Origin of the sequence: Pseudomonas palleroniana (assembly GCF_022836895.1) — a bacterium.
GTDB lineage: Bacteria > Pseudomonadota > Gammaproteobacteria > Pseudomonadales > Pseudomonadaceae > Aquipseudomonas > Aquipseudomonas palleroniana.
In genome coordinates this window covers 4,939,545-4,964,584 of the sequence record NZ_CP092411.1, presented here as the reverse complement: position 1 = coordinate 4,964,584, position 25,040 = coordinate 4,939,545, and the positions used below count along the sequence as shown (strand labels likewise).

21 protein-coding genes are annotated in these 25,040 nt (G+C 55.5%); 18 read left to right on the top strand and 3 right to left on the bottom strand.

From position 1 onward, the window contains the following. Positions 1 to 173 precede the first annotated feature (173 nt). From mupP to MJP36_RS22165, 3 genes are all read right to left on the bottom strand, one after another. Positions 174 to 845, bottom strand: a complete 672-nt coding sequence (mupP, locus tag MJP36_RS22175) for an N-acetylmuramic acid 6-phosphate phosphatase MupP (protein WP_060753203.1) — start codon at positions 843 to 845, stop codon at positions 174 to 176. 4 nt (positions 846 to 849) lie between these two features. Further along, complete coding sequence (gene ubiG, locus MJP36_RS22170; RefSeq protein WP_060753204.1) at positions 850 to 1,548, bottom strand: bifunctional 2-polyprenyl-6-hydroxyphenol methylase/3-demethylubiquinol 3-O-methyltransferase UbiG; 699 nt, start codon at positions 1,546 to 1,548, stop codon at positions 850 to 852. Positions 1,549 to 1,612: 64 nt separating this feature from the next. Then, positions 1,613 to 2,944 (bottom strand): TRZ/ATZ family hydrolase, encoded by a 1,332-nt coding sequence (locus tag MJP36_RS22165; RefSeq protein ID WP_060753205.1) that lies wholly within the window; start codon positions 2,942 to 2,944, stop codon positions 1,613 to 1,615. 109 nt (positions 2,945 to 3,053) lie between these two features. Here MJP36_RS22165 and mtnA point away from each other — a divergent pair, with 109 nt between their 5' ends. The 18 genes from mtnA (at position 3,054) to MJP36_RS22075 (ending at position 25,038) form a co-directional block, all read left to right on the top strand. After that, positions 3,054 to 4,124, top strand: coding sequence for an S-methyl-5-thioribose-1-phosphate isomerase (gene mtnA, locus MJP36_RS22160; protein ID WP_244384005.1), 1,071 nt, complete (start codon positions 3,054 to 3,056; stop codon positions 4,122 to 4,124). A 345-nt stretch (positions 4,125 to 4,469) separates the two neighbouring features. Beyond that, positions 4,470 to 7,124, top strand: coding sequence for a DNA gyrase subunit A (gene gyrA, locus MJP36_RS22155; RefSeq protein WP_060753207.1), 2,655 nt, complete (start codon positions 4,470 to 4,472; stop codon positions 7,122 to 7,124). 231 nt (positions 7,125 to 7,355) lie between these two features. Further along, positions 7,356 to 8,441 (top strand): 3-phosphoserine/phosphohydroxythreonine transaminase, encoded by a 1,086-nt coding sequence (gene serC, locus MJP36_RS22150; protein WP_060753208.1) that lies wholly within the window; start codon positions 7,356 to 7,358, stop codon positions 8,439 to 8,441. After that, positions 8,441 to 9,535: a prephenate dehydratase gene (gene pheA / locus MJP36_RS22145; RefSeq protein ID WP_003218812.1), complete on the top strand. Its 1,095-nt coding sequence runs from the start codon at positions 8,441 to 8,443 to the stop codon at positions 9,533 to 9,535. Before serC ends, pheA begins: the two co-directional genes overlap by 1 nt. 9 nt (positions 9,536 to 9,544) lie before the next feature. Further along, the gene (gene hisC / locus MJP36_RS22140; RefSeq protein ID WP_244384004.1) at positions 9,545 to 10,657 is read left to right on the top strand and encodes a histidinol-phosphate transaminase; all 1,113 of its coding nucleotides are present in this window, start codon (positions 9,545 to 9,547) and stop codon (positions 10,655 to 10,657) included. A gap of 28 nt (positions 10,658 to 10,685) precedes the next feature. Further along, positions 10,686 to 12,896 (top strand): bifunctional prephenate dehydrogenase/3-phosphoshikimate 1-carboxyvinyltransferase, encoded by a 2,211-nt coding sequence (locus MJP36_RS22135; protein WP_244385657.1) that lies wholly within the window; start codon positions 10,686 to 10,688, stop codon positions 12,894 to 12,896. Further along, on the top strand, positions 12,893 to 13,582 hold the full coding sequence (gene cmk / locus MJP36_RS22130; protein ID WP_003172653.1) for a (d)CMP kinase: 690 nt from the start codon (positions 12,893 to 12,895) through the stop codon (positions 13,580 to 13,582). Before MJP36_RS22135 ends, cmk begins: the two co-directional genes overlap by 4 nt. A gap of 119 nt (positions 13,583 to 13,701) precedes the next feature. Beyond that, a complete protein-coding gene (gene rpsA / locus MJP36_RS22125) occupies positions 13,702 to 15,387 on the top strand; it encodes a 30S ribosomal protein S1 (RefSeq protein ID WP_060753210.1) in 1,686 nt (561 codons plus the stop codon). 161 nt (positions 15,388 to 15,548) lie between these two features. Then, complete coding sequence (locus MJP36_RS22120; RefSeq protein WP_060753211.1) at positions 15,549 to 15,833, top strand: hypothetical protein; 285 nt, start codon at positions 15,549 to 15,551, stop codon at positions 15,831 to 15,833. 128 nt (positions 15,834 to 15,961) lie between these two features. Then, complete coding sequence (ihfB, locus tag MJP36_RS22115; RefSeq protein ID WP_003189779.1) at positions 15,962 to 16,258, top strand: integration host factor subunit beta; 297 nt, start codon at positions 15,962 to 15,964, stop codon at positions 16,256 to 16,258. 25 nt (positions 16,259 to 16,283) lie between these two features. Continuing rightward, positions 16,284 to 16,526 carry a lipopolysaccharide assembly protein LapA domain-containing protein gene (locus MJP36_RS22110; protein WP_161548810.1) on the top strand — a complete coding sequence of 81 codons (243 nt, stop codon included), beginning with the start codon at positions 16,284 to 16,286 and terminating at the stop codon, positions 16,524 to 16,526. 425 nt (positions 16,527 to 16,951) lie between these two features. After that, positions 16,952 to 18,229: a Wzz/FepE/Etk N-terminal domain-containing protein gene (locus MJP36_RS22105; protein ID WP_161548811.1), complete on the top strand. Its 1,278-nt coding sequence runs from the start codon at positions 16,952 to 16,954 to the stop codon at positions 18,227 to 18,229. 267 nt (positions 18,230 to 18,496) lie between these two features. Further along, positions 18,497 to 19,069: an acyltransferase gene (locus MJP36_RS22100; protein WP_161548812.1), complete on the top strand. Its 573-nt coding sequence runs from the start codon at positions 18,497 to 18,499 to the stop codon at positions 19,067 to 19,069. Further along, a complete protein-coding gene (gene rffA, locus MJP36_RS22095) occupies positions 19,053 to 20,198 on the top strand; it encodes a dTDP-4-amino-4,6-dideoxygalactose transaminase (protein ID WP_104996218.1) in 1,146 nt (381 codons plus the stop codon). Before MJP36_RS22100 ends, rffA begins: the two co-directional genes overlap by 17 nt. Further along, the gene (locus MJP36_RS22090; protein WP_244384003.1) at positions 20,182 to 21,462 is read left to right on the top strand and encodes an O-antigen translocase; all 1,281 of its coding nucleotides are present in this window, start codon (positions 20,182 to 20,184) and stop codon (positions 21,460 to 21,462) included. The genes rffA and MJP36_RS22090 overlap by 17 nt, the downstream gene beginning before the upstream one ends. Then, positions 21,447 to 22,577 carry an EpsG family protein gene (locus MJP36_RS22085; RefSeq protein ID WP_161548813.1) on the top strand — a complete coding sequence of 377 codons (1,131 nt, stop codon included), beginning with the start codon at positions 21,447 to 21,449 and terminating at the stop codon, positions 22,575 to 22,577. The genes MJP36_RS22090 and MJP36_RS22085 overlap by 16 nt, the downstream gene beginning before the upstream one ends. Positions 22,578 to 22,592: 15 nt before the next feature. After that, positions 22,593 to 23,804, top strand: coding sequence for a glycosyltransferase family 4 protein (locus MJP36_RS22080; RefSeq protein ID WP_244384002.1), 1,212 nt, complete (start codon positions 22,593 to 22,595; stop codon positions 23,802 to 23,804). A gap of 1 nt (position 23,805) precedes the next feature. Further along, the gene (locus MJP36_RS22075; protein ID WP_178126868.1) at positions 23,806 to 25,038 is read left to right on the top strand and encodes a glycosyltransferase family 4 protein; all 1,233 of its coding nucleotides are present in this window, start codon (positions 23,806 to 23,808) and stop codon (positions 25,036 to 25,038) included. Positions 25,039 to 25,040 lie beyond the last annotated feature (2 nt).

Genomic DNA, 25,040 nt, shown 5'->3' with positions numbered 1-25,040 from the left:
TGCCAACGCCGATCCCCTGTGGAAGGGGCTTGGTGGGAGGGGCGGTGCGACGATTCGACTTGCTCCCGATGGCGGCGGTCCAGTCAATGAATGTGTTGAATGACACACTGCAATCGGGAGCAAGTCGAATCGTCGCACCGCCCCTCCCACATTGATCTTCAGCAAGTCATCAATCAGCAACTGCACAGCGCGTTATCCAGTACCTTGCGCAGTTCCAGCGGGTGATCCACTACCACATCGGCACCCCAGTGACGTGGGTTATCGTCCGGGTGGATATAGCCGAATGTGACCGCTGCGGTGCGGGTGCCGGCGTCGCGGCCGGACTCGATGTCACGCAGGTCATCGCCCACGAACAGTACGCTGGCCGGGTCCAGGTCGAGCATCTTGCACGCCAGGATCAAGGGTTCCGGGTCCGGCTTGCTGTTCTTCACGTGGTCCGGGCAAATCAGCAGTGCCGAACGTTCGGCCAGGCCCAATTGCTGCATGATCGGCTCGGCAAAGCGCAGCGGCTTGTTGGTGACCACACCCCAGATCAGCTTGGATTTTTCGATGTCATCCAGCAGCTCGCCCATGCCGTCGAACAGTTTGCTGTGGATTGCACAGCCCTTGAGGTAGCGCTCGAGGAATTCCAGGCGCAGTTCTTCAAAACCAGGCGACTCCGGGTCCATCGAGAACGTCACGGCGACCATTGCCCGTGCACCGCCGGAGATTTCATCGCGAATGTGCTGGTCATTGATCGGCGCCAGCCCACGGTCGGCGCGCATGGCCTGGCAGATGGCGATAAAGTCCGGCGCCGTGTCCAGCAGGGTGCCGTCCATATCGAAGAGAACTGCTCGCAACTTCACAGGCTTACTCCTCGCGCAGGGTCTGGATCATGTAGTTGACGTCAACGTCGTTGGCCAGCTTGTAGTGCTTGGTCAGCGGGTTGTAGGTCAGGCCGATGATGTCCTTGACGGTCAGCCCGGCCTGGCGGCTCCAGGCGCCCAGTTCGGAGGGGCGGATGAATTTCTTGAAGTCATGGGTGCCGCGTGGCAGCAGCTTCATGATGTATTCGGCGCCGATGATCGCGAACAGGTAAGCCTTGGGGTTGCGGTTGATGGTGGAGAAAAACACCTGGCCGCCCGGCTTGACCATACGAAAGCACGCGCGGATCACGGAAGACGGGTCTGGCACGTGCTCCAGCATTTCCAGGCAGGTGACCACGTCGAATTGCTCCGGCATCTCTTCGGCCAGGGCTTCGGCGGTAATCTGGCGATATTCCACGCTGACGCCGGATTCCAGTTGGTGCAGTTGAGCCACGGCCAGCGGGGCTTCGCCCATGTCGATGCCCATCACGGTGGCGCCGCGCACGGCCATCGCTTCGCTGAGGATGCCGCCGCCGCAACCGACGTCCAATACTTTCTTGCCGGCCAGGTTGACGCGTTCGTCAATCCAGTTGACCCGCAGCGGGTTGATGTCGTGCAAGGGCTTGAATTCGCTTTCGCGGTCCCACCAGCGGTGAGCCAGGGCTTCGAATTTGGCGATTTCGGCGTGGTCGACGTTGCTCATGGTGAATCCTCTAAAACTGATAAATCGGTTTGCAGGCTTTGAACGCAGGGGTTCAAAACCGACGTTATTCGTGTCGCCCGCTGATGCGCCGGCCCCACTCGATCGCCGAGGCGACCAGTTCCGGTTCGTTCATACGGGTCAATCGCCGGTCGTCGAGCAACTGCTTGCCGGCGACCCAAAGGTGTTTCACACAATCGCGCCCGGTGGCATATATAAGCTGTGAGACCGGGTCATAGATCGGTTGTTGCGCCAGGCCGGACAGATCGAAGGCCACCATGTCGGCGGCCTTGCCGACTTCCAGCGAGCCAATTTCGCTCTCCAGGCCCATGGCCCGGGCGCCGTTCAGGGTGGCCATGCGTAGCGCGCGATGGGCATCCAGGGCGGTGGCCGACCCGGCGACCGCCTTGGCCAACATGGCGGCAGTGCGAGTTTCACCCAACAGGTCCAGGTCATTATTGCTGGCGGCGCCGTCGGTGCCGATTGCTACATTGATACCGGCTTGCCACAGACGTTCCACCGGGCAGAAGCCGCTGGCCAATTTCAGGTTCGATTCCGGGCAGTGGATGATGCTGGTGTTGCTTTCTACCAGCAAAGCCAGGTCATCTTCGCTGATTTGCGTCATATGAACGGCCTGGAAGCGCGGGCCCAGCAAGCCCAGGCGGCCCAGGCGCGCCAATGGGCGTTCCCCGGTCTGGTCCACGGCCTGCAGCACTTCGGAGGCGGTTTCGTGTACATGCATATGGATCGAAGCATCCAGTTCTTCGGCGATTATGCGGATTTTTTCCAGGTTCGCATCGCACACGGTGTAGGGCGCGTGGGGGCCGAAGGTGATTTTGATGCGCGGATGATGCTTGAGGTCGCCGAACAGCTCGATCCCCTGGCGAATCGCCTCATCGGCGCTGGCGGCACCGGGAATCGGGAAGTCGAGGATTGGAATGGCGATCTGCGCGCGCATCCCGCTGTTGTGTACGCAGTCGCTGGCGACCTTGGGAAAGAAGTACATGTCGGAGAAGCAAGTGATGCCGCCCTTGAGCTGCTCGGCAATGGCCAGGTCGGTGCCGTCGCGGACAAAGGCTTCGTCGACCCATTTGGCCTCGGCGGGCCAGATGTGCTTTTCCAGCCAGGTCATCAACGGCAGGTCGTCGGCCATGCCGCGAAACAGGCTCATTGCCGCATGGCCGTGGGCGTTGATCAGGCCTGGGCTGAGCAACATGCCCGGCAGTTCACGCGTCTCTTTGCTGGCGAGTTTCAAGGCGGCTTCGCGAGGCCCGATAAAAGCGATTCGCCCGTCGCGAATGCCCAGGCCATGTGCCTTGAGCACCACGCCGGCGGGTTCGACGGGTACCAGCCAGCTTGGCAGTAACAGTAAGTCGAGGGGGGCGGCAGTGGCGGTCATCGCGGGCTTCTTCCCAGGCAACTATAAAAGAAGGGCGAAGTATACCCGAGCGTCCTGGCTGGCGGATCGCTATAATCGGCGGCTTTTGTTCATGAGTGCGGGGTAAGGGATGCGCGACCGACTGTTGGCTGCCGAGAAAGTAAAGGCCATCGATTGGCGTGATGGCGCGCTGCATCTGCTCGATCAGCGTGCGCTGCCGTCCCGGGAAAGCTGGGTAACCTGTACCACGGTCGATGAGGTGGCCCAGGCCATTCGCTCAATGGTGGTACGGGGCGCGTCAGCGATCGGCATCAGTGCTGCCTATGGGTTGGTGCTGGCCGCCCGCTCTCGACTCGCAGAGGGCGGTGACTGGCAGGCTGCGTGGGAAGAGGACTACGCACTGTTAGCCGATTCGCGCCCCACCGCGGCGAATTTGTTCTGGGCCCTGCAGCGCATGCGTGACCGTCTGGATCGCCTCAAAAAGCCTGCCGATCCTTTGGCGGCGCTGGAGGCCGAGGCCATTGCGATTCATGAGAGCGACCGGGAAGCCAATCTCGTCATGGCCCAGCTGGGTGTCGAGCGGATCCGCAGGCACCAGGGCAACGCCCAGGCGATCCTCACTCATGGCAATGCCGGTGCCTTGTCGACAGGCGGTGTGGGCACGGCGCTGGGGGTGATTCGCGCGGCGTTCCTGGAGGGGCTGGTCGAGCAGGTCTACGTCAACGAAACCCGCCCCTGGCTGCAGGGGTCGCGGCTGACTGCCTGGGAACTGGCGGGCGAGGGCGTTCCGGTGACGGTCAATGCCGACTCCGCCGGCGCGCATATTCTCAAGACCAAAGGCGTGACCTGGGTCGTCGTCGGTGCCGACTGCATTGCCGCCAATGGTGATGTGATCGGCAAGATCGGCACTTATCAGCTGGCGGTATGCGCCATGCATCATGGTGTGCGCTTCATGGTGGTGGCCCCCAGTTCCACCCTCGACCTGATGATGGCGACGGGGGAGGATGTCGCCCTGGAAGAGCGTGATCCGGACGAGTTGCGTGACATCGTCGGGCAGCGCTTAGAGGTGGATACGTACAATCCGGTGTTTGATGTGACGCCGGCCGACCTGATCGATGTGATCGTGACGGAAAAGGGCATCGTCGAGCGGCCGGATGCGGCGAAGCTGGCGAAGTTGATGTGCCGCAAGCGTCTGCATTGACGAGGGATGGCCCCCGATTGGCCCTGGAAGTCAATAAAAGCCTCGGATTTACCCTCAAAAAATAACCCCAACCCAGCTCTGAGCCCCTCTCGTCGCCCTCAAGCCTGTCATCCGTCAACTTACTACGCTCCATGCGCATCAGGGGGATAGGTGCGTGGCGGCGATTGTGATAACATCCGGCGGTTTCCAGGGCCACCCCGAGGGGTGGCCTATAACGCGCAGATCCGTGTCATAACTCGTTGATTTGTCGTAAGTCGTTGTCAGGCACCCTGTCGGCAGCGGCGAGCTTCGTTCGTCCCATATGGATGTGACGAGGTTTCACCCGAAAAAGGAATCAGGCTTCTCATGGGCGAACTGGCCAAAGAAATCCTCCCGGTCAATATCGAAGACGAGCTGAAACAGTCCTACCTCGACTACGCGATGAGCGTAATTGTCGGTCGGGCACTGCCTGATGCGCGCGATGGCTTGAAGCCCGTGCACCGGCGTGTGCTGTTCGCGATGAGCGAGCTGGGTAACGACTGGAACAAGCCGTACAAGAAATCTGCCCGTGTTGTCGGTGACGTGATCGGTAAGTATCACCCTCACGGCGACACTGCGGTGTACGACACCATCGTTCGGATGGCCCAGCCGTTTTCCCTGCGCTACCTGCTGGTAGACGGCCAGGGTAACTTCGGTTCGGTCGATGGCGACAACGCCGCGGCGATGCGATACACCGAAGTGCGCATGACCAAGCTGGCGCACGAGCTGCTGGCCGACCTGCACAAAGAAACCGTGGACTGGGTGCCGAACTACGACGGCACCGAAATGATCCCGGCTGTCATGCCGACCAAGATCCCCAACCTGCTGGTCAACGGTTCCAGCGGTATCGCCGTAGGCATGGCCACCAACATCCCGCCGCACAACCTCGGTGAAGTCATCGACGGTTGCCTGGCCCTTATCGACAACCCTGAGCTGACCGTCGATGAGCTGATGCAATATATCCCCGGTCCGGACTTCCCGACCGCCGCGATCATCAACGGTCGCGCCGGTATCATCGAAGCCTACCGCACCGGTCGTGGCCGTATTTACATGCGTGCCCGTTCGATCATCGAGGACATCGACAAGGTCGGTGGCCGTCAGCAGATCGTCATCACCGAGCTCCCGTACCAGTTGAACAAGGCGCGTCTGATCGAGAAGATCGCCGAGCTGGTCAAGGAGAAGAAGCTCGAAGGCATCACCGAGCTGCGCGACGAGTCCGACAAGGACGGTATGCGCGTGGTGATCGAGTTGCGTCGTGGCGAAGTGCCTGAGGTGATCCTCAACAACCTCTACGCCCAGACCCAGCTGCAAAGCGTGTTTGGTATCAACGTCGTGGCCCTGATCGATGGTCGCCCGCGCATCCTGAACCTCAAGGATCTGCTGGAAGCGTTCGTGCGTCACCGCCGCGAAGTGGTGACCCGTCGTACCGTGTTCGAGCTGCGCAAGGCCCGTGAACGCGGGCATATCCTGGAAGGCCAGGCGGTTGCGCTGTCGAACATCGACCCGGTGATTGCGCTGATCAAGGCTTCGCCAACGCCGTCGGAAGCCAAGGAAGCGCTGGTCAGCACGCCTTGGGAATCCAGCGCCGTGGTGGCCATGGTCGAGCGCGCCGGTGCCGACTCCTGCCGTCCCGAGACCCTGGACCCGCAATACGGTCTGCGCGAAGGCAAGTACTTCCTGTCGCCGGAACAGGCCCAGGCCATCCTGGAACTGCGGCTGCACCGCCTGACGGGCCTGGAGCACGAGAAGCTGCTGGCCGAGTACCAGGAGATCCTCAACCAGATCGGCGAACTGATCCGTATCCTCAGCAGCGCCGTGCGCCTGATGGAAGTGATCCGCGAAGAGCTGGAAGTGATCCGTGCCGAATACGGCGACGTGCGCCGCACCGAAATCCTCGATGCCCGCCTCGACCTGACCCTGGGTGACATGATCCCGGAAGAAGAGCGCGTGGTGACCATCTCCCACGGCGGCTACGCCAAGACCCAGCCTCTGGCTGCGTACCAGGCCCAGCGTCGTGGTGGTAAAGGTAAATCGGCTACCGGCGTCAAAGATGAGGACTACATTGCTCACCTGCTGGTCGCCAACAGCCACACCACGCTGCTGCTGTTCTCCAGCAAGGGCAAGGTGTACTGGCTGAAAACCTACGAAATCCCGGAAGCTTCCCGCGCCGCCCGTGGTCGCCCACTGGTCAACCTGCTGCCGCTGGACAGTGATGAGTACATCACCACCATGCTGCCGGTCGAGGAATACACCGAAGGTCACTTCATCTTCATGGCGACCGCCAAAGGCACCGTGAAGAAGACCCCGCTGGAATCCTTCAGCCGTCAGCGCAGCGTGGGCCTGATCGCCCTGGAACTGGATGAAGGCGACGTGCTGATCTCCGCAGCCATCACCGATGGCGAGCGTGAAGTGATGCTGTTCTCCGACGGCGGCAAGGTGACGCGTTTCAAGGAATCCGACGTTCGCGCCATGGGCCGTACCGCCCGCGGTGTGCGCGGTATGCGCCTGCCGGAAGGGCAGAAGCTGATTTCGATGCTGATCCCGGAAGAAGGCAGCCAGATTCTCACTGCCTCCGAGCGTGGTTATGGCAAGCGCACGGCCATCAGCGAGTTCCCTGAGTACAAGCGTGGCGGCCAGGGCGTGATCGCCATGGTCAGCAACGAGCGTAACGGCCGTCTGGTCGGTGCGGTCCAGGTGCTCGATGGGGAGGAGATCATGCTGATTTCAGACCAGGGCACCCTGGTACGTACCCGTGTGGCTGAAGTCTCGAGCCTGGGCCGTAACACTCAGGGCGTGACCCTGATCAAGCTGGCCAAGGACGAGAAACTGGTCGGCCTGGAACGTGTCCAGGAGCCGTCGGAAGTCGAAGGCGAAGAGTTGGAAGGCGAGGAGTTTGATGGCGAAGTGATCGCAACCGGCGATGACAACGTCGACGAGCCAACCCTCGACGCTGCCGCAGACGACGAAGAACCGCAGGAATAAGCGGACATACAGGGGGCGGATGAAGATTCGCCCCCTTGTTGTTTGTCCGGATGGAAATATCGACAACCATGGAGATCCCTTGTGGGAACGGGCTTGCTCGCGAAGGCGGACTGACATTCACTCCAGATGTCGGCTGTTGGATCGCTTTCGCGAGCAAGCCCGCTCCCACACCGGGTCCGGTGTCGGCTGATATGTTTGCGTGACTACCACCAGATCAGAGTGAGATTGGATGTGAGCAAGAGAGCCTATAACTTCTGTGCCGGTCCCGCGGCGCTTCCTGAAGCAGTCCTGCAGCGTGCGCAGGGTGAACTCCTCGACTGGCATGGAAAAGGCCTCTCCGTGATGGAAATGAGCCATCGCAGCGATGAGTTCGTGTCCATCGCCACCAAGGCCGAGCAGGATCTGCGCGACTTGCTGGACATCCCATCCAACTACAAAGTGCTGTTCCTGCAGGGCGGCGCGAGCCAGCAGTTCGCCCAGATCCCACTGAACCTGCTGCCCGAAGAGGGCACTGCCGACTATATCGACACCGGTATCTGGGGGCAGAAGGCCATTGAAGAGGCCTCCCGTTACGGTCACGTCAATGTAGCGGGCACCGCCAAGCCTTACGACTACTTCGCCATTCCGGGTCAGAACGAATGGAAGCTGTCGAAGGATGCTGCCTACGTGCACTACGTCGCGAACGAAACCATCGGTGGCCTCCAATTCGACTGGGTGCCGGAAGTGGGCGACGTACCGCTGGTGTGCGACATGTCCTCGGATATTCTTTCGCGCCCGATCGATGTGTCCAGGTACGGCATGATCTACGCCGGCGCGCAGAAGAACATCGGCCCAAGTGGCATCCTGGTCAACATCGTCCGCGAAGACTTGCTGGGTCGTGCCCGTTCGGTGTGCCCGACCATGCTCAACTACAAGGTCGCGGCGGATAACGGCTCGATGTACAACACCCCGCCGGCCTTCGCCTGGTACCTGTCGGGCCTGGTGTTCGAATGGCTCAAGGAGCAGGGCGGCGTGGCGGCCATGGCCAAGCTCAACGAAGAGAAGAAGCGCGTCCTATACGACTTCATCGACGCCAGCGGCCTGTACAGCAACCCGATCAACCTGACTGACCGCTCGTGGATGAACGTGCCGTTCCGTCTGGCTGACGACCGTCTGGACAAGCCGTTCCTGGCCGGTGCCGACGAGCGCGGCCTGCTGAACCTCAAGGGCCACCGCTCGGTGGGTGGCATGCGCGCCTCCATCTACAACGCTGTCGACATCCACGCGATCAACGCACTGGTTGCCTACATGGCAGAGTTCGAAAAGGAACACGGCTAATGTCTGAACAAGAGCTCAAGGCCCTGCGCGTCCGCATTGACAGCCTGGACGAGAAAGTCCTGGAACTGATCAGTGAGCGTGCGCGCTGTGCCCAGGAAGTGGCACGGGTGAAGATGGCGTCCCTGGCGGAAGGCGAGGTGCCGGTGTTCTACCGTCCCGAGCGTGAGGCCCAGGTACTCAAGCGCGTGATGGAGCGCAACAAGGGCCCGCTGGGCAATGAAGAAATGGCGCGATTGTTCCGCGAAATCATGTCTTCGTGCCTGGCCCTGGAGCAGCCGCTGAAAGTGGCCTACCTGGGGCCTGAAGGCACCTTCACCCAAGCGGCGGCCATGAAGCACTTCGGCCACGCGGTGATCAGCAAACCGATGGCGGCCATCGACGAAGTGTTCCGCGAAGTGGCGGCCGGTGCGGTGAATTTTGGTGTAGTACCGGTGGAAAACTCCACCGAAGGTGCCGTCAACCACACGCTGGACAGCTTCCTTGAGCACGACATGGTGATCTGCGGTGAAGTCGAGCTGCGTATTCACCACCACCTGCTGGTGGGCGAGAACACCAAGACCGACAGCATCAGCCGTATCTACTCCCACGCCCAGTCCCTGGCCCAGTGCCGCAAGTGGCTGGACGCCCATTACCCGAATGTCGAGCGTGTTGCGGTGTCCAGCAATGCCGAAGCGGCCAAGCGGGTCAAGGGTGAGTGGAACTCGGCGGCCATCGCCGGTGATATGGCGGCGGGCTTGTATGGTCTGACGCGCCTGGCCGAGAAGATCGAGGACCGCCCGGACAACTCCACGCGCTTCCTGATGATCGGCAGCCAGGAAGTGCCGCCGACCGGCGACGACAAGACCTCGATCATCGTCTCCATGAGCAACAAGCCGGGCGCGCTGCATGAGCTACTGGTGCCGTTCCACGATAACGGGATTGACCTGACGCGCATCGAGACGCGCCCTTCGCGCAGCGGTAAATGGACCTATGTGTTCTTTATCGATTTCGTCGGCCATCACCGCGACCCGCTGGTCAAGGGCGTGCTGGAGAAGATCAGTCAGGAAGCCGTGGCACTCAAGGTGCTGGGCTCTTACCCGAAAGCGGTTTTGTGAGGCTTTAACATGAGTGGCAACTTTCTCGCCCTGGCGCAGCCGGGCGTGCAACAACTGTCGCCTTACGTTCCGGGCAAGCCTGTGGACGAGTTGGCGCGTGAGTTGGATCTGGACCCCTCCAATATCGTCAAGCTGGCGAGTAACGAGAACCCATTGGGCCCAAGCCCTAAAGTGCTGGCGGCGATTCGTGAAGAGCTGGCCGAGCTGACGCGTTATCCCGACGGCAACGGCTTTGCCCTCAAGTCACTGTTGGCGCAAAAGTGCGGTGTCGAACTGAACCAGGTGACCCTGGGCAACGGTTCCAACGATATTCTTGAGCTGGTCGGCCGCGCTTACCTGGCTCCGGGCTTGAACGCCGTGTTCAGTGAGCATGCGTTTGCGGTCTATCCGATCGTCACTCAGGCGGTGGGCGCTGATGCGAGAGTGATTCCGGCCAAGGACTGGGGGCATGATCTGCCGGCCATGCTGGCGGCGATCGATGCGCAAACGCGTGTGGTGTTTATCGCCAACCCGAACAATCCGACCGGCACCTGGTTCGATGCCCAGGCGTTGGAAAACTTCCTGCAAGATGTGCCTGCGCACGTGCTGGTGGTACTGGACGAGGCGTATATCGAGTACGCCGAAGGCAGCGACCTGCCGGACGGCCTGGATTTCCTGGCAGCCTATCCGAACCTGTTGGTCTCGCGCACGTTCTCCAAGGCTTACGGCCTGGCCTCGCTGCGGGTTGGCTACGGCCTGTCCACGGCGGTGGTTGCCGATGTGCTGAACCGCGTGCGCCAGCCGTTCAACGTCAACAGCCTCGCCCTGGCGGCAGCCTGTGCGGCGGTAAAGGATGTCGAGCACCTGGAAGAAGGCCGCCGCATCAACGAAAGCGGCATGCTGCAGTTGCAGGAAGGTTTCCGTGAGTTGGGCCTGGGCTGGATTCCATCCAAGGGCAACTTCATTTGCGTCGATCTGGCTCAGGTGGCCGCCCCGGTATTCCAGGGCTTGCTGCGCGAAGGCGTGATCGTGCGTCCGGTGGCCAACTACGGCATGCCGAACCATTTGCGTATCACCATCGGTTTGCCGGCTGAAAACAGCCGCTTCCTGGAGGCGTTGGCCAAGGTCTTGGCCCGTGGTTGATGTCACCGCATTGCAACCTGTTGTGCCTATGATCGGTCGCCTGGTGGTGGTGGGCCTGGGGTTGATCGGGGGCTCCTTCGCCAAGGGCCTGCGTGAAAGCGGGCTGTGCGGCGAAGTGGTCGGTGTGGACCTGGACCCGCAATCGCGCAAGCTCGCGGTTGAGCTGGGGGTGGTCGATCGCTGTGAGGCGGACCTGGCGCTCGCGTGCCAGGGCGCCGATGTGATCCAGCTCGCCGTGCCGATCCTGGCGATGGAGAAGTTGCTGGCGGTGCTCGCCGGTATGGATTTGGGGCAGGCTATCCTGACGGACGTCGGCAGTGCCAAGGGTAATGTGGTGCGCGCAGCGCAACTGGCCTTTGGCGGTATGCCGGCGCGCTTTGTGCCGGGCCATCCGATTGCCGGTTCCGAGCAGAGTGGGGTAGAGGCGTCCAATGCGCAGCTGTTCCGCCGCCACAAGGTGATCCTGACGCCGCTTGAGCAAACCGATCCGGCAGCCCTGGCTGTAGTCGATCGTCTTTGGCGCGAGCTGGGTGCGGATGTCGAACATATGCAGGTCGAGCGCCACGACGAAGTGCTGGCGGCAACCAGTCATTTGCCCCATCTGCTGGCTTTTGGCCTGGTGGACTCTTTGGCCAAGCGTAACGAGAACCTCGATATTTTCCGTTACGCCGCGGGTGGTTTCCGTGATTTCACGCGCATTGCCGGCAGTGACCCGGTGATGTGGCACGACATCTTCCTGGCCAACCGCGAAGCGGTGCTGCGCACCCTTGACACTTTCCGCAGTGATCTCGACGCCTTGCGCGACGCGGTTGATGCGGGGGATGGTCATCAATTATTGGGCGTGTTTACCCGCGCGCGGGTGGCGCGTGAGCATTTCAGCAAGATCCTGGCTCGCCGGGCTTACATGGATGCGGCTGTGAACACTGATGAGCTGACGTTTCTGGCCGACCCGGGCGGCCGCTTGAGCGGCAGTATCCGGGTGCCGGGCGACAAGTCGATTTCCCATCGGTCGATCATGCTGGGTTCATTGGCTGAAGGCGTGACGGAAGTCGAAGGTTTCCTTGAGGGCGAAGATGCCCTGGCGACCTTGCAGGCTTTTCGTGACATGGGCGTGGTCATTGAAGGGCCGCACCATGGGCGCGTGACCATTCATGGTGTCGGCTTGCATGGCCTGAAGCCTGCGCCGGGGCCGATCTACCTGGGGAATTCGGGGACGTCGATGCGCCTGCTGTCCGGGCTGCTGGCGGCGCAAAGCTTCGACAGTGTGTTGACGGGTGACGCCTCCCTGTCGAAGCGCCCAATGAGTCGCGTGGCCACGCCGCTGCGGGAGATGGGCGCGGTAATCGAGACCGGGCCGCAAGGCTGTCCGCCGCTGACCATTCATGGTGGTCAGGTGCTCAAGGGCGTGGCCTATTCAATGCCAATGGCCAGTGCGCAGGTCAAGTCCTGCCTGCTGCTGGCAGGTCTGTATGCCGAGGGTCAGACTTCGGTGACCGAGCCGGCGCCAACCCGTGATCACACCGAGCGCATGCTGCGCGGTTTTGGCTATCCGTTGTCGGTGGCAGGGGCTACGGCATCGGTAGAGTCGGGCCATGCGCTGGTTGCAACCCGTATCGAAGTGCCGGGGGATATTTCCTCGGCGGCGTTTTTCCTGGTGGCGGCTTCGATTGCCGAGGGTTCCGAGCTGTTGCTGGAGCATGTCGGCGTCAATCCGACGCGTACCGGGGTGATCGATATCCTGCGGTTAATGGGGGCGGACATCACCCTGGAAAATCCGCGTGAAGTCGGTGGTGAACCGGTTGCTGACCTGCGTGTGCGTTCGGCTGCACTCAAGGGGATCGAGATTCCCGAGGCGTTGGTGCCGCTGGCTATCGATGAGTTTCCGGTGCTGTTTATCGCGGCGGCCTGCGCCGAAGGGCGAACCGTGTTGCGCGGTGCGCAGGAGCTGCGCGTGAAAGAGTCTGATCGCATTCAGGTCATGGCCGACGGTCTGCTTGCGCTGGGGGTGAAGTGTGAACCGACCCCCGATGGGATTATCATTGACGCAGGTTTGATGGGTGGTGGTGAAGTGCATGCCCAGGGCGATCATCGGATTGCAATGGCGTTCAGTGTGGCTTCCTTACGGGCGGCCGCACCGATTCGTATCCGTGACTGCGCCAACGTTGCTACATCTTTTCCGAATTTTCTTACATTGTGTGCCCAAGTCGGCATCCGTGTTGCCCAAGAGGCTCAATTGTGAATATCAAAGCACCGGTGATTACCATCGACGGGCCAAGTGGCTCGGGCAAAGGCACGATCGCTGGCATCCTGGCCAAGCGGCTGGGCTGGTGCCTGCTGGATTCCGGCGCGCTGTACCGCTTGCTGGCGTTTGCTGCACGCAACCATGGCGTCGACCTGACCAACGAAGAATCCTTGAAGCTGCTGGCGGCGCACCTTGATGTGCAGTTCGTCGGCGCGACGGAGGGGCATCCCCAGCGGATCATCCTGGAAGGGGATGATGTGACCGACGACCTGCGTAACGAGCAGGTAGGTTCCTGGGCCTCCCAGGTTGCCGCGTTGCCGGCAGTGCGTGATGCATTGCTCCAGCGCCAGCGGGCGTTTCAAGAGCCCCCGGGCCTGGTGGCCGACGGCCGTGACATGGGCACGGTAGTATTTCCCGAGGCGCCGCTGAAGATTTTCCTGACTGCCAGCGCCGAGGAGCGGGCTCGTCGGCGCTACTTGCAGTTGAAGGGAAAAGTCGATGGTGTTAGTCTGTCGAGTCTGCTAGATGAGATCCGTGCGCGCGATGAGCGTGATACCCAGCGTGCAGTAGCCCCGCTCAAGCCGGCGGCTGATGCAATACAGCTGGATTCCACGGAGTTGTCCATCGAGCAGGTGCTGGAACGCATCTTGAGTGAAATCGCCATTCGCGATATCGCCGGGTGACCAAGAAGGCTGCAGGGGACCAGTCATAGTCCTGTAGTGCTTCTTTTAATTGAAACTGACCCACACCGTCTGGGGTGTGGAGATGGGCGTATTCTTCGCCCTTATCAACAGGAATTAAAATGAGCGAAAGCTTTGCGGAACTCTTTGAAGAAAGCCTAAAAACCCTGAACCTTCAGGCAGGCTCCATCATCACCGGTGTTATCGTTGATATCGATTACCAAGCTCGCTGGGTAACCGTTCACGCTGGTCTGAAGTCTGAAGCTCTGATCCCGCTGGAACAGTTCTACAACGATGCTGGTGACCTGACTATCAATGTCGGTGACGAAGTTCACGTTGCTCTGGACTCGGTTGAAGACGGTTTCGGTGAAACCAAGCTGTCCCGTGAAAAAGCCAAGCGCGCTGAATGCTGGATTGTTCTCGAAGCAGCCTTCGCAGCTGAAGAAGTGGTCAAGGGCGTTATCAACGGTAAGGTTAAAGGCGGCTTCACTGTCGACGTTAACGGCATCCGTGCGTTCCTGCCAGGTTCTTTGGTCGACGTTCGTCCAGTGCGCGACACCACGCACCTGGAAGGCAAAGAACTCGAATTCAAGGTCATCAAACTCGACCAGAAGCGCAACAACGTTGTCGTTTCCCGTCGCAGCGTCCTGGAAGCAGAGAACTCCGCCGAGCGTGAAGCTCTGCTGGAATCCCTGCAGGAAGGCCAGCAAGTCAAAGGTATCGTCAAGAACCTCACCGATTACGGCGCATTCGTCGATCTGGGTGGCGTCGATGGCCTGCTGCACATTACCGACATGGCTTGGAAGCGTATCAAGCATCCTTCCGAAATCGTCAATGTTGGCGACGAGATCGATGTCAAGGTTCTGAAGTACGATCGTGAGCGTAACCGCGTTTCCCTGGGCTTGAAGCAGCTGGGCGAAGATCCATGGGTTGCTATCAAAGCTCGTTACCCAGAAAGCACTCGCGTAACCGCGCGTGTAACCAACCTGACCGACTACGGCTGCTTCGCTGAGCTGGAAGAAGGCGTGGAAGGCCTGGTACACGTTTCCGAAATGGACTGGACCAACAAGAACATCCACCCTTCGAAAGTCGTACAAGTCGGCGACGAAGTGGAAGTTATGGTTCTGGACATCGACGAAGAGCGTCGTCGTATCTCCCTGGGCATCAAGCAGTGCAAATCTAACCCATGGGAAGATTTCTCTGGCCAGTTCAACAAGGGCGATAAAATCTCCGGCACCATCAAGTCGATCACCGATTTCGGTATCTTCATTGGTCTGGACGGCGGCATCGACGGCCTGGTTCACCTGTCCGACATCTCCTGGAACGAAGTGGGCGAAGAAGCTGTTCGTCGTTTCAAGAAGGGCGACGAGCTGGACACCGTTATCCTGTCGGTTGACCCAGAGCGCGAGCGCATCTCCTTGGGTATCAAGCAACTGGAAAGCGACCCGTTCTCTGAATACGTTCAGGACAACGACAAAGGCGCGATCGTTAAAGGCACTGTGAAAGAAGTTGACGCCAAAGGCGCCATCATCGTTCTGGCCGACGACATCGAAGCGACTCTGAAAGCCTCCGAAATCAGCCGTGACCGCGTTGAAGACGCGCGCAACGTTCTGAAAGAAGGCCAGGAAGTAGAAGCCAAGATCATCAGCGTTGACCGCAAGAGCCGCGTGATCCAGCTCTCCATCAAGTCGAAAGACGATGCTGAAGAGAAAGAAGCGATCCAGAACTTGAAAGCTGCTCCAGAAGCTGAAAGTACTGACACCACCATGGCGGCACTGCTGCGCCAGGCAATGGCTAAGCAGAACTAAGTTCTGTAAAGCTATAGAAAAAGGGCGACTTCGGTCGCCCTTTTTTGTGCCTGAAATTCGTTGAATCAACAACAGAGAGTTGAGGTCTACAGCTCAGGATGGGAACTGGCTATAGTTTTCAGGAGTATGACTGTTCTGTTGTTTTTTCAATAAGGAATTAAATGAAGAGGCTGATCGTAGTGCTTGCGGTAGCGATGCTCGTGGGGTGTTCTGCCACCAGCGCCAAGACTCACGCCAAGCGCGGGGTGAGTGGCATAGAGATCGACTGCTCAGGGCTTGGTTCTGGCTGGGACAAGTGCGAAAAGCGCGCTGCGCGCGAGTGTAAGGCGCAAGGCTACAAGGTCGTCACTCGGTCCAGTGATGCCAAGGACGAAGAGGGTGACTACCTGTTTGGGTGGAACCCTGCCGGCGCGGTAACGCGTACCATGCTGGTCATCTGCAACTGAGGTCGTAAGGTGTGTTTGCAGGTATCCGTACCTGGATATAAGTCATCGTATGGGCTGTTCAAATTCATCAAGTCATGCTAAAACCTTCGGAGCGCTTTTCCTAGCTGCTTGAAAAAGAAGGGAAAAATATGACGAAGTCGGAGTTGATCGAACGTATTGTCACCCATCAAGGGCTGCTCTCATCCAAGGATGTGGAGTTGGCCATCAAGACCATGCTTGAGCAAATGTCCCAGTGCCTGGCTACCGGAGATCGTATCGAGATCCGAGGCTTTGGCAGTTTCTCATTGCACTACCGTGCGCCGCGTGTTGGCCGTAACCCAAAGACCGGTCAGTCCGTCAGTCTCGACGGTAAGTTTGTTCCCCATTTCAAACCGGGCAAGGAATTGCGCGATCGGGTGAACGAAGAAGAGGAAGAAGGCGTCTGAGTCTTTTTGGGGTTAGGAGAAGGTTATGCGTGGGTTTAAGCGCGTTGTGCTGCTATTGGTTGTACTGGTTGCAGTCCTAGCTGTCTTGGGTTTTGTGCTGGAAAACCAGCAAGGTGTTTCTCTCTCATTCCTAGGCTGGGCAACTGTGCAGATGCCGGTAGCGGTATTTGTCGTGTTGGCATTGATTGCTGGGATGCTGATAGGGCCGCTATTGGGGGTTGTGGTTGGTGGTCGCCGACGTAAAGCGGTGCCTGCGGAGCGTGGCTAAGAGCGATTCTTTTGCTTTTATGCGTTCGGCATGTCGGGCTTAGGCGCCGTCTGTCAGAAAATCTTCTTCATGCATTTTGATTGTCGCGCGGTCTCGTGATTTTGCCGGGCTGGTAGGTTGCTAGTCGGGTCGCGATATTGTGCGCTTGTCTCCTCGCTTGATGTCTCTCTTTGCTCCGGGCCTAGTTTTCCTACAAGCTTATGAACTGTATCTCTCGCCAGTCAGGAATCATCCTACGGCTCTGTCAAGACTTGTAATATGTCAGGGAGATGGCAGAATGGAATCTGTTCTCGATAACGGGCATTTTGTGCGCTCAAAATTTGGCAGAGACGCCGGGTTTTGACGGTCATATAACTAAAATAATAAATACATAAAATTGTCTGCATAACGAGCCCGCAGTTTCTCTTTGAAGGCAGGTTTTTGTTGTGAGTAGTAGTTTTCGCGCGCCCTCGCTTTATCCCTCTGACGAAATAAATCTCGTCGCGCTTTTTCAGACTGTCAAGCAGCAAAAAAAGCTTATTGTCTTGGTGACTTCTGGCTTCGTGCTTCTTGCTGCCGCCTACGCCTTTTTAGCGACTCCGGAGTATCAAGTCAGCAGCGTGCTAAGGCCGGTTGCAATCAACGAGTTGGATGCATTGAATCGCTCAGAGGTCTACAAGCTCCCTCCAGGCGAAGCGCTGGCCAAGCTGGGAGCGTCCCTGGAGTCATATGAGACTCGTTTGGGGTTCTTTAGGGAAAATCAACCGCTGTTCAGTGAATTTGAGCGCCCAGGGCGTACGCTTGAGCAGAGCTTCGAGGAGTTCAATCGAGACTCGATAAACTTGATTTTGCCTGATCCAAAAAAAGCGGATTCTTTAAGTGCTTATATCCGGCTTGAAATGAATTATCCGAAAGGCGTTGATGGTGTAACTATCCTCAATAACTTTGTGCAATACGCTATACAAAGTGAGAGAAAACAGATAGCGGCTGATTTGAATGTTATTGTTAAAAACCGTCTAAATGAGATTTCTGGAAAGTTTAATGCTGCTCGCGCCAGTTATGAAACCAATAAGGAAGCCAAGATAGCTTCATTGCTCGAGGCGGATAATATTAAGCGTGCGCGGTTGCAGGATGAACTTAAAGCGCTGCGCGCTCAACTCAAGACACTGCGCGTCGATCGCATCGCACAATTGAACGAAGCGATTGGTATTGCCCGATCATTGGGGATTGTTAAGCCAACCACACCTTCTTCGCTTGGTGATGTAGCCCGGACTGGCTCAAGCAGCGTAATGCGCACAGAGATCAATAATCAGCAGATACCGCTCTATTTTATGGGCGTGGATGCACTTGAAGCTGAACGCCGTGCGCTTGCTCAACGAGGTTCCGACGATTTTTCCGAAGCTCGTATAGCTCAAATCGCCAAAGAGTTGCAGTTGCTTCAGTCCAACCGAGAAGTCGAGGTGCTGAAGAGTCGTGAGAATGAAGATATTTTTCTCGCTGATGTCGAACCGCTGCGCGCCGAAATGGCTCGTTTGCGCAATCTGAACATTGATATGGATAATCTCAAGCTGGTCTCTATAGACCGTGCCGCACTGGAGCCTTTGAGTGCATACAAACCCAAAAAAGCTTTTATCATTGGTGGCGGTTTGATAGCAGGCTTGGTGTTAAGTATAGCCTTGGCCCTATTCCGTTCTGTCTTGCGGGTGAGGACGGAAATTAAGTAGTGCGTGCGCGGTCAAAACCACCCCATGCAGCATGAGCGGAAATCCGGCTATGATGGGAGGCTGCGATTTTCTGGCTGGCACTGGCCATTTGGCCGTGCCTTTTTGACGGTGACTGAAGCGGCGTGAGCGCTTGGTGATTATGCTATTGCCTTTGCGTAAAAATGTCTAAAATCGCCATCAGATTTCAGAAGGCCGAACAGCGCTATGGGGCGTTGCGGTAAGGTCACTGAAGAAATCCTGGCCGTGTGGGCTACTTGTAGGGAATTTATGGCATATTTATCAAACGATCAGTTAGCTAAAATGGGGTTTAAGAGCCTCGGCAAAGAGGTCAAGATCAGCGATCGTGCCAGTATTTATAACGCTGATGAAATGGAAATTGGCGACTTTTCTAGGATTGATGACTTTTGTGTTATCTCTGGGAAAGTAAAGCTTGGCAAGTTTAATCATATAACCCCAATGTGCCTTATCGCCGGTGGAACACCCGGTGTTTTTTTGGATGATTTTTGCACGCTGGCATATGGAGTTAAAGTGTTTTCTCAGTCTGATGACTACAGTGGGGAAACGCTGACCAATTCCCTCGTTCCCAAAAAATACAAGAAAGAAGTGTTTTCGGCAGTTCATCTGCACAAGCATGTCATCGTAGGTGCTGGAGCCGTTATATTTCCAGGCGTAGACGTGGCCGAAGGTTGTGCCATCGGAGCGATGGCGCTCCTGACTAAAAGCACAGATGCCTGGGGTATCTATGCTGGTATCCCTGCGAAAAGGGTCAAAGAACGAAAGAAAGATTTACTTCAATTAGAAAAAGAATTTAACGGTGAGCATGATGAAAATTCCATTTAATAAACCGCCTTATACAGGTAATGAAGATCAATACGTGACCCAGGCGATGCGCAGCGCCAAAATGTCGGGCGATGGTGATTTTACCGTTAGTTGCCAGCGCTGGTTTGAGGAAACGTTTTCCTGTGAAAAGGCGCTCCTGACCCCTTCATGCACCCAAGCGCTCGAAATGGCCGCTATCTTGATTGATATTCAGCCGGGCGATGAAGTCATCATGCCTAGCTTTACTTTTGTCAGTACGGCGAATGCATTCGTATTGCGCGGGGCAAAGATTGTATTTGTCGATATTCGTCCAGATACGATGAATATTGATGAAACCCTGATCGAAGCTGCGATTACTGAAAATACCAAGGCGATCGTACCCGTTCATTATGCCGGCATTGCCTGTGAAATGGATGTGATCATGGACATTGCGCAGCGCCACGGCCTGTTTGTCGTGGAGGACGCCGCACAGGGCATGATGTCCACGTATAAAGGTCGTAAGTTGGGCACTATAGGCCATTTGGCGGCCTATAGTTTTCATGAAACAAAAAACTATACGAGTGGCGGTGAAGGAGGATTGTTGCTGATCAATGACAAGCGTTTCATTGGTCGCGCTGAGATTATCCGCGAAAAAGGCACCAATCGTAGCCAGTTTTTTAGAGGCATGATTGATAAATATACTTGGGTTGATATTGGTAGTAGTTATCTTCCAGGCGAGTTACAGGCGGCCTATCTGTTTGGTCAACTTGAACGTGCCGATGTAATCAATGACTTCAGATTAAGTGTTTGGCAGCGGTATAACGCTTCGTTGTCGGGGTTGGTGGCAGAAGGTTTGATTGAGACACCGACGACGCCAAGTGACTGTGTCGGTAATGCCCATATGTTTTACATTAAAGTAAAAAATATCAAGGCTCGCACAGCCTGTATTAAACACTTAAATGCAGCTGGGGTCGGTGCAGTATTCCACTATGTACCTCTGCACAGCGCTCCAGCAGGCGTCGTATTGGGGCGGTTTGCTGGTGAAGATCGTTTTACTACCCAGGAAAGTGAGCGCCTGATTCGTTTGCCTATCTGGTACGGCATGTCAGATGCCGAAGTGCAGCACGTAATTGACTCCGTAATAGGAGCCGTTGATGCCGCCGGCCGGTAAATTAAACAACGCAGGTAGTGGCATGTTGGCCGGCGCTTTTTTTACGAGCGCCGCCCAAGCATCTAAAATACTTGTTGGGTTTTGCATACTCAAGCTGATTGCTTTTTACCTGGGTGCAGATGGCTTGGGTAAATTGGGTCATTTCATGAGTCTGGTATCGATTGCCGTCCTATTGGCCGGCGGCGGAATTAGCCATGGTGTGATTAAGTACGTTGCGGAGTTCAAGAATAATCGATTCAAATTGGATCGATTGTTTTCGACATCGGTTTTTTATGCCGCAGGTTTTTGTGTTGTTTCGTTATTGCTGTTAGGAGTATTTTCGGAAAGGATATCTGCATTTGTTTTTGGAGAGGCTGAATATTATTGGGTGGTTTTACTGCTTGCGTTTTCTCAGCTATTTTTTGCATTTAATATTTTGTTTTCCGGCTTTTTCAACGGTCTGGGAAAGTTAAAAGTTAATGCAATGGTTCAAGTCGTTTCCAATCTACTTGCACTTCCCGTCATCTGGTGGTTGATTTACGCATTTGGCTTACCCGGCGCCGCTATCGCCATGTTGGCAATATTTTCCATACCTGTGCTTATTTCCCCGATTTTTCTAAGGGGATTACCACTGGTGAGGATGCTCAAATGGCGCAGGTTCGACATGCCCCTCGCCAAGAGTTTTTCCAGGTTCGGGCTGATGCTACTGGTCAGCGCAGTGATGTTCCCGGTCGTGGAAATTGTCATCAGGGAGTCGCTTATCACGCAGGTAGGTTATTCTGAAGCGGGGATTTGGCAAGGCAGCATAAAATTATCGAGCGCGTATATCGGTTTTTTCAGCGTCTTCCTGGCTTCTTATTTCATGCCCATGATTTCGGCCATTCAGGACAAGGGGCTCATCACTACCCACGTTGTGAAATTCATGCTGCTGGTGATGGCAGTATTTTTGGCGGGAGGGAGCGTCTTGTACTTCGGACGTCACTTTTTTATTCCGCTGTTGCTGTCTTCTGAATTCCACGATCTGGAAAACTTCATCATATTTCAATTAATCGGTGACTTTTTTAAGGTGGCCGCTTATGTCGTCGGTTTTGTTGCTGTTGCGAAAGCGGCGACAAAGTTGTACATCCTGTCTGAGGTAGTACAGGCACTTCTATTTGTCGGGTTGACATTTTCTGTGGGGAGAGATGTAGGTGGCGTCCACGGCGTCATGTATTCCTATATGCTGGCCTATATTATTTTCTTTGTGATTTCCATCGTTGGCTTTGTTTATTGGGCGCGCAGATAATGGGGTTGGAATTTGTACTCCCGTTGTACCTCGTATTTGGATTCTTAGTAATCGTTGCGGCGTTTGACGTGCTTAGTGATCGGCGCCTGCCGTCTGTGGTCATATCAGTCCTGATGGGGGCCCCCCTGATACTGTTAGCGACGTTGAGAGCAGCAGGTGTGGGGAGCGATGACCTCGCTTACTTGCAGATGGCGAATGAAATTCCGTCGTTATTGGATTGTAAAAATATTTACTGTGATTACAGCTACTCGACATTTAATGTCGAGTTTGGCTTTTTCATGTTTCTCTCCTTGTTGGCGGTGATTGGAAAAAACTCGTTTGTCTTGTTTGGGTTCAGTTCGCTGTTTGCGGTAGTGCTCAATATAAGAAGTATACGGTACTTTTCTCCTTATTTCGCTTTGGGTGTTTTGGTCTATTTTACACATTTTTATCTTGCAAAAGAATTGAATGCAATACGCTTGGGTATTGCCTCCGGATTGCTATTTTTAGCAGCGATGTATTTGCATAGACAACGTTACATGAAGCTGGCATTTTATGTTATTGCTGCCACTTTGGTGCACGTTTCATCGGTATTTTTCATTATCCCCCTTTCGCTTTATAAGATGAAGCCAAAAAGGATTTTGTACTTGTTCGTCAGTGTCATACTTGTCTTGATGGCAATGCTGATTGACTTTAAATCAGTGCTGCGCCAAGCGGCACTGTTTGGGTTTGTAGGCGAAAAAATTGAACTTTATCTTAATGCTGACATGTACAGTTACGCGTTGCCGTTGTTTGATATGGTTAATATAAAAAATTTATTAATCATATTGCTTTCGCTGATATGTTGGCGAAAGTTGGAGGTGCGCTATCCCACCTTTAATCTGGTTTTCTGCATGTTTTATTGTGCTGCTTTCTTTCGGATTGTGCTGGGTGATTTCGCCATTTTGGCCGGGCGTGGGTATGCAAGCATATCGATGTTTGAATATGTTTTGCTTCCAATGATTGCTGTTCATCTGCTCGGCAGGAAGCTCGGATTTTTGGCGGTTTGTCTTTATGCTTTTGGAACGTTGTACCTGAACTTGAGTACTAACTCGGGCTGGACGGGCGGGTCTGAAGTGTTTTTTGATTTTCTATGATTTTCTGGTGAGTTTATGAAGAACATTCTGTTTGTGATGGGCGGGTTGGCCATTGGTGGGGTTGAGACCTACGTTGTCCGGCTGGCGAAGTATCTCAGTCTGGCGGGACATAAGGTCACCGTGACGCTGCTCTCAAACAAGAGTGACGCCGGTCTGTTCGAGGAACTATCTCGCTACGCGACCGTCAATGTCGTGGAACACGTGCCTTTCTTTTCGGCATCAAGTTGGATTAACGCACTTATTCCTGCAAAAAAAGATCGGGCCCATTACGACATTGTGCATGTGGTAGATATTTTAACGTTGGCATATGTTTTTCTTAATAAGTCACGTCTTCGTTTTACAGCATTAAGTATTGGTATTTACCATTCCAAAGAAATTTGCTGGTGGCGTGGGCGAGATATCTATTTCAGAAGGAAGATGCTAGAGCTCTATGATCGCAATGTGGAGTTGACGCTGTTTCCGAACGAAAGGACCGCTGAGATGGCGTCTGCATTTGCCAATGTCGAAGTGAGCAATTTAGATATTCTGCCACTGGGTATTTCCTTTGAGAGCTATGCCAATCGACGTCCGCTGCAGTCTTCTCTGCGGATTGTTTCAGTAGGCCGTCTGGTTGATTTTAAGGTCTATAACAAACATGTGATTTCACAGCTGGCCGAGCTGCGCAAACAGGCCGATTTTGAGTACTTTATTTATGGTGATGGCCCTGAGCGAGCGGCTCTTGAGTCTTTGGCGCAGGCGTGTGGTGTCGGTAAATATGTGCATTTCAAAGGGGAGGTGGAGTATGCAGAGCTTCCCTCTATCCTCGAGGGCGCTTTTTGTTTCGTTGGCTCAGGCACAACAATCATTGAAGCGTCGGCCGCCGGTATTCCTTCTGTAGTGGGCATTGAATCCATAGAGGAGCCATTGACCTGCGGATTGTTTTCGGATGTTTCTGGCTACTCGTACAATGAAGCGACGGCTACAACTGTACGGGTGGGCATTCTAGATACTATTGCCATGTTGCAGGCTCTAAATCCAGAGCAGTACTTGGAAGTCTCTAACCAACATCGCGTAAAGGCAAAATCATTTGATATCGTCGAAACGTCGGATAAGTTTGTTGAGCTGTCAAGTCGTAAGCCGTCATTTGATATGAAAATGAATCGTTGGGTTGCAATGTTTTCGTTTTTTAAGTCGGTGGTCGTACAGGGCCCGCGTGGGCTGAAATCCAGATTTGATAGTGTGAATTGATATGTCTTTGAATATTGCGATTGTGACTCAGTATTTTTATCCTGAGAGCTTTATTATCAATGATATTGTCGAGGAGTTGGCGGCGTTAGGTCATGACGTGGAAGTTTTCACGGGGCAGCCGAACTATCCGGAGGGTGAAACCTACGAAGGTTATGATCAAAATGCGTGCAGTGAGCATCTGTATAGGGATTCGATAAAGGTTCATCGGGCCCCGTTGAGGCCAAGAAAGGCCGGAGGCGCCAAGAACTTGGTGCTCAATTATCTGTCGTTCGTGACCAATGGGATCAGGTTCTTCCCCAAAAAAAATGCCGGCAAGCAGTTTGATGCAATCATAGTATTCGCCGTTTCACCCATTACTGCGGCCATTCCAGCGATTGTCCTGAAGCGATCCAGTGGCGCCCACTTGATGGTGTGGGTGCAAGACCTATGGCCGGAAACCCTTAAGGCCACTGGATTCATTAAAAATCCTTTCTTGCTCAAGATCGTGGGGCTTCTTGTACGTTTTATTTATGCGCAGACTGATACCATCCTGGTTCAGTCCGAAGCCTTCGTCTCCTCGGCATCAAAGTATGCCGCTAAAGACAAGATTGTTTACTACCCCAATTCTTACCGTGTTCCATCGGTCGATGTGGAAGCGACGGACCGACTACCGCTTGAAATCAACCAATTATTATCATCCAATTTCTGTGTGGTTTTCGCTGGTAACCTGGGCTTCGCTCAGTCTTTGGAAACCATTATTGATGCTGCCAAAGCTTTAGGCCATTTGGATTGCAAAATAGTCGTGGTGGGTAGTGGCAGTCGGCTTGAGTGGATGCGTGAGCAGAAACGCCAACATCACTTGGACAATCTGGAGCTGGTGGGGCGGCTACCATCGTCATTGATGCCCGAGTTGTTTTCCAAGAGCGAAGCATTGCTGGTCACGCTCAAGCGCGACGAAATATTCACTTTGACTATACCCAGCAAGGTCCAGGCGTATATGGCGGCCGGTAAGCCTATTCTGGCTGCGTTGGATGGTGAAGGCGCTAGAGTCGTCGCTCAGGCGGGAGCAGGGCTTTGTTCGCCGGCTGAGGACGCTGCCGCGCTGGCCAGGAATATAGAGATGCTGCATGCGGCAGCTCCGGAAAAAAGAGCCGCTTATGGGGCGGCAGGCTTTAGTTTTTTCTGTAATAATTACGAGATGAAGAACCAGTGCCGTCGGTTGGTCCAAATTATTAAAGAACGTGCGAACTCTTAGAG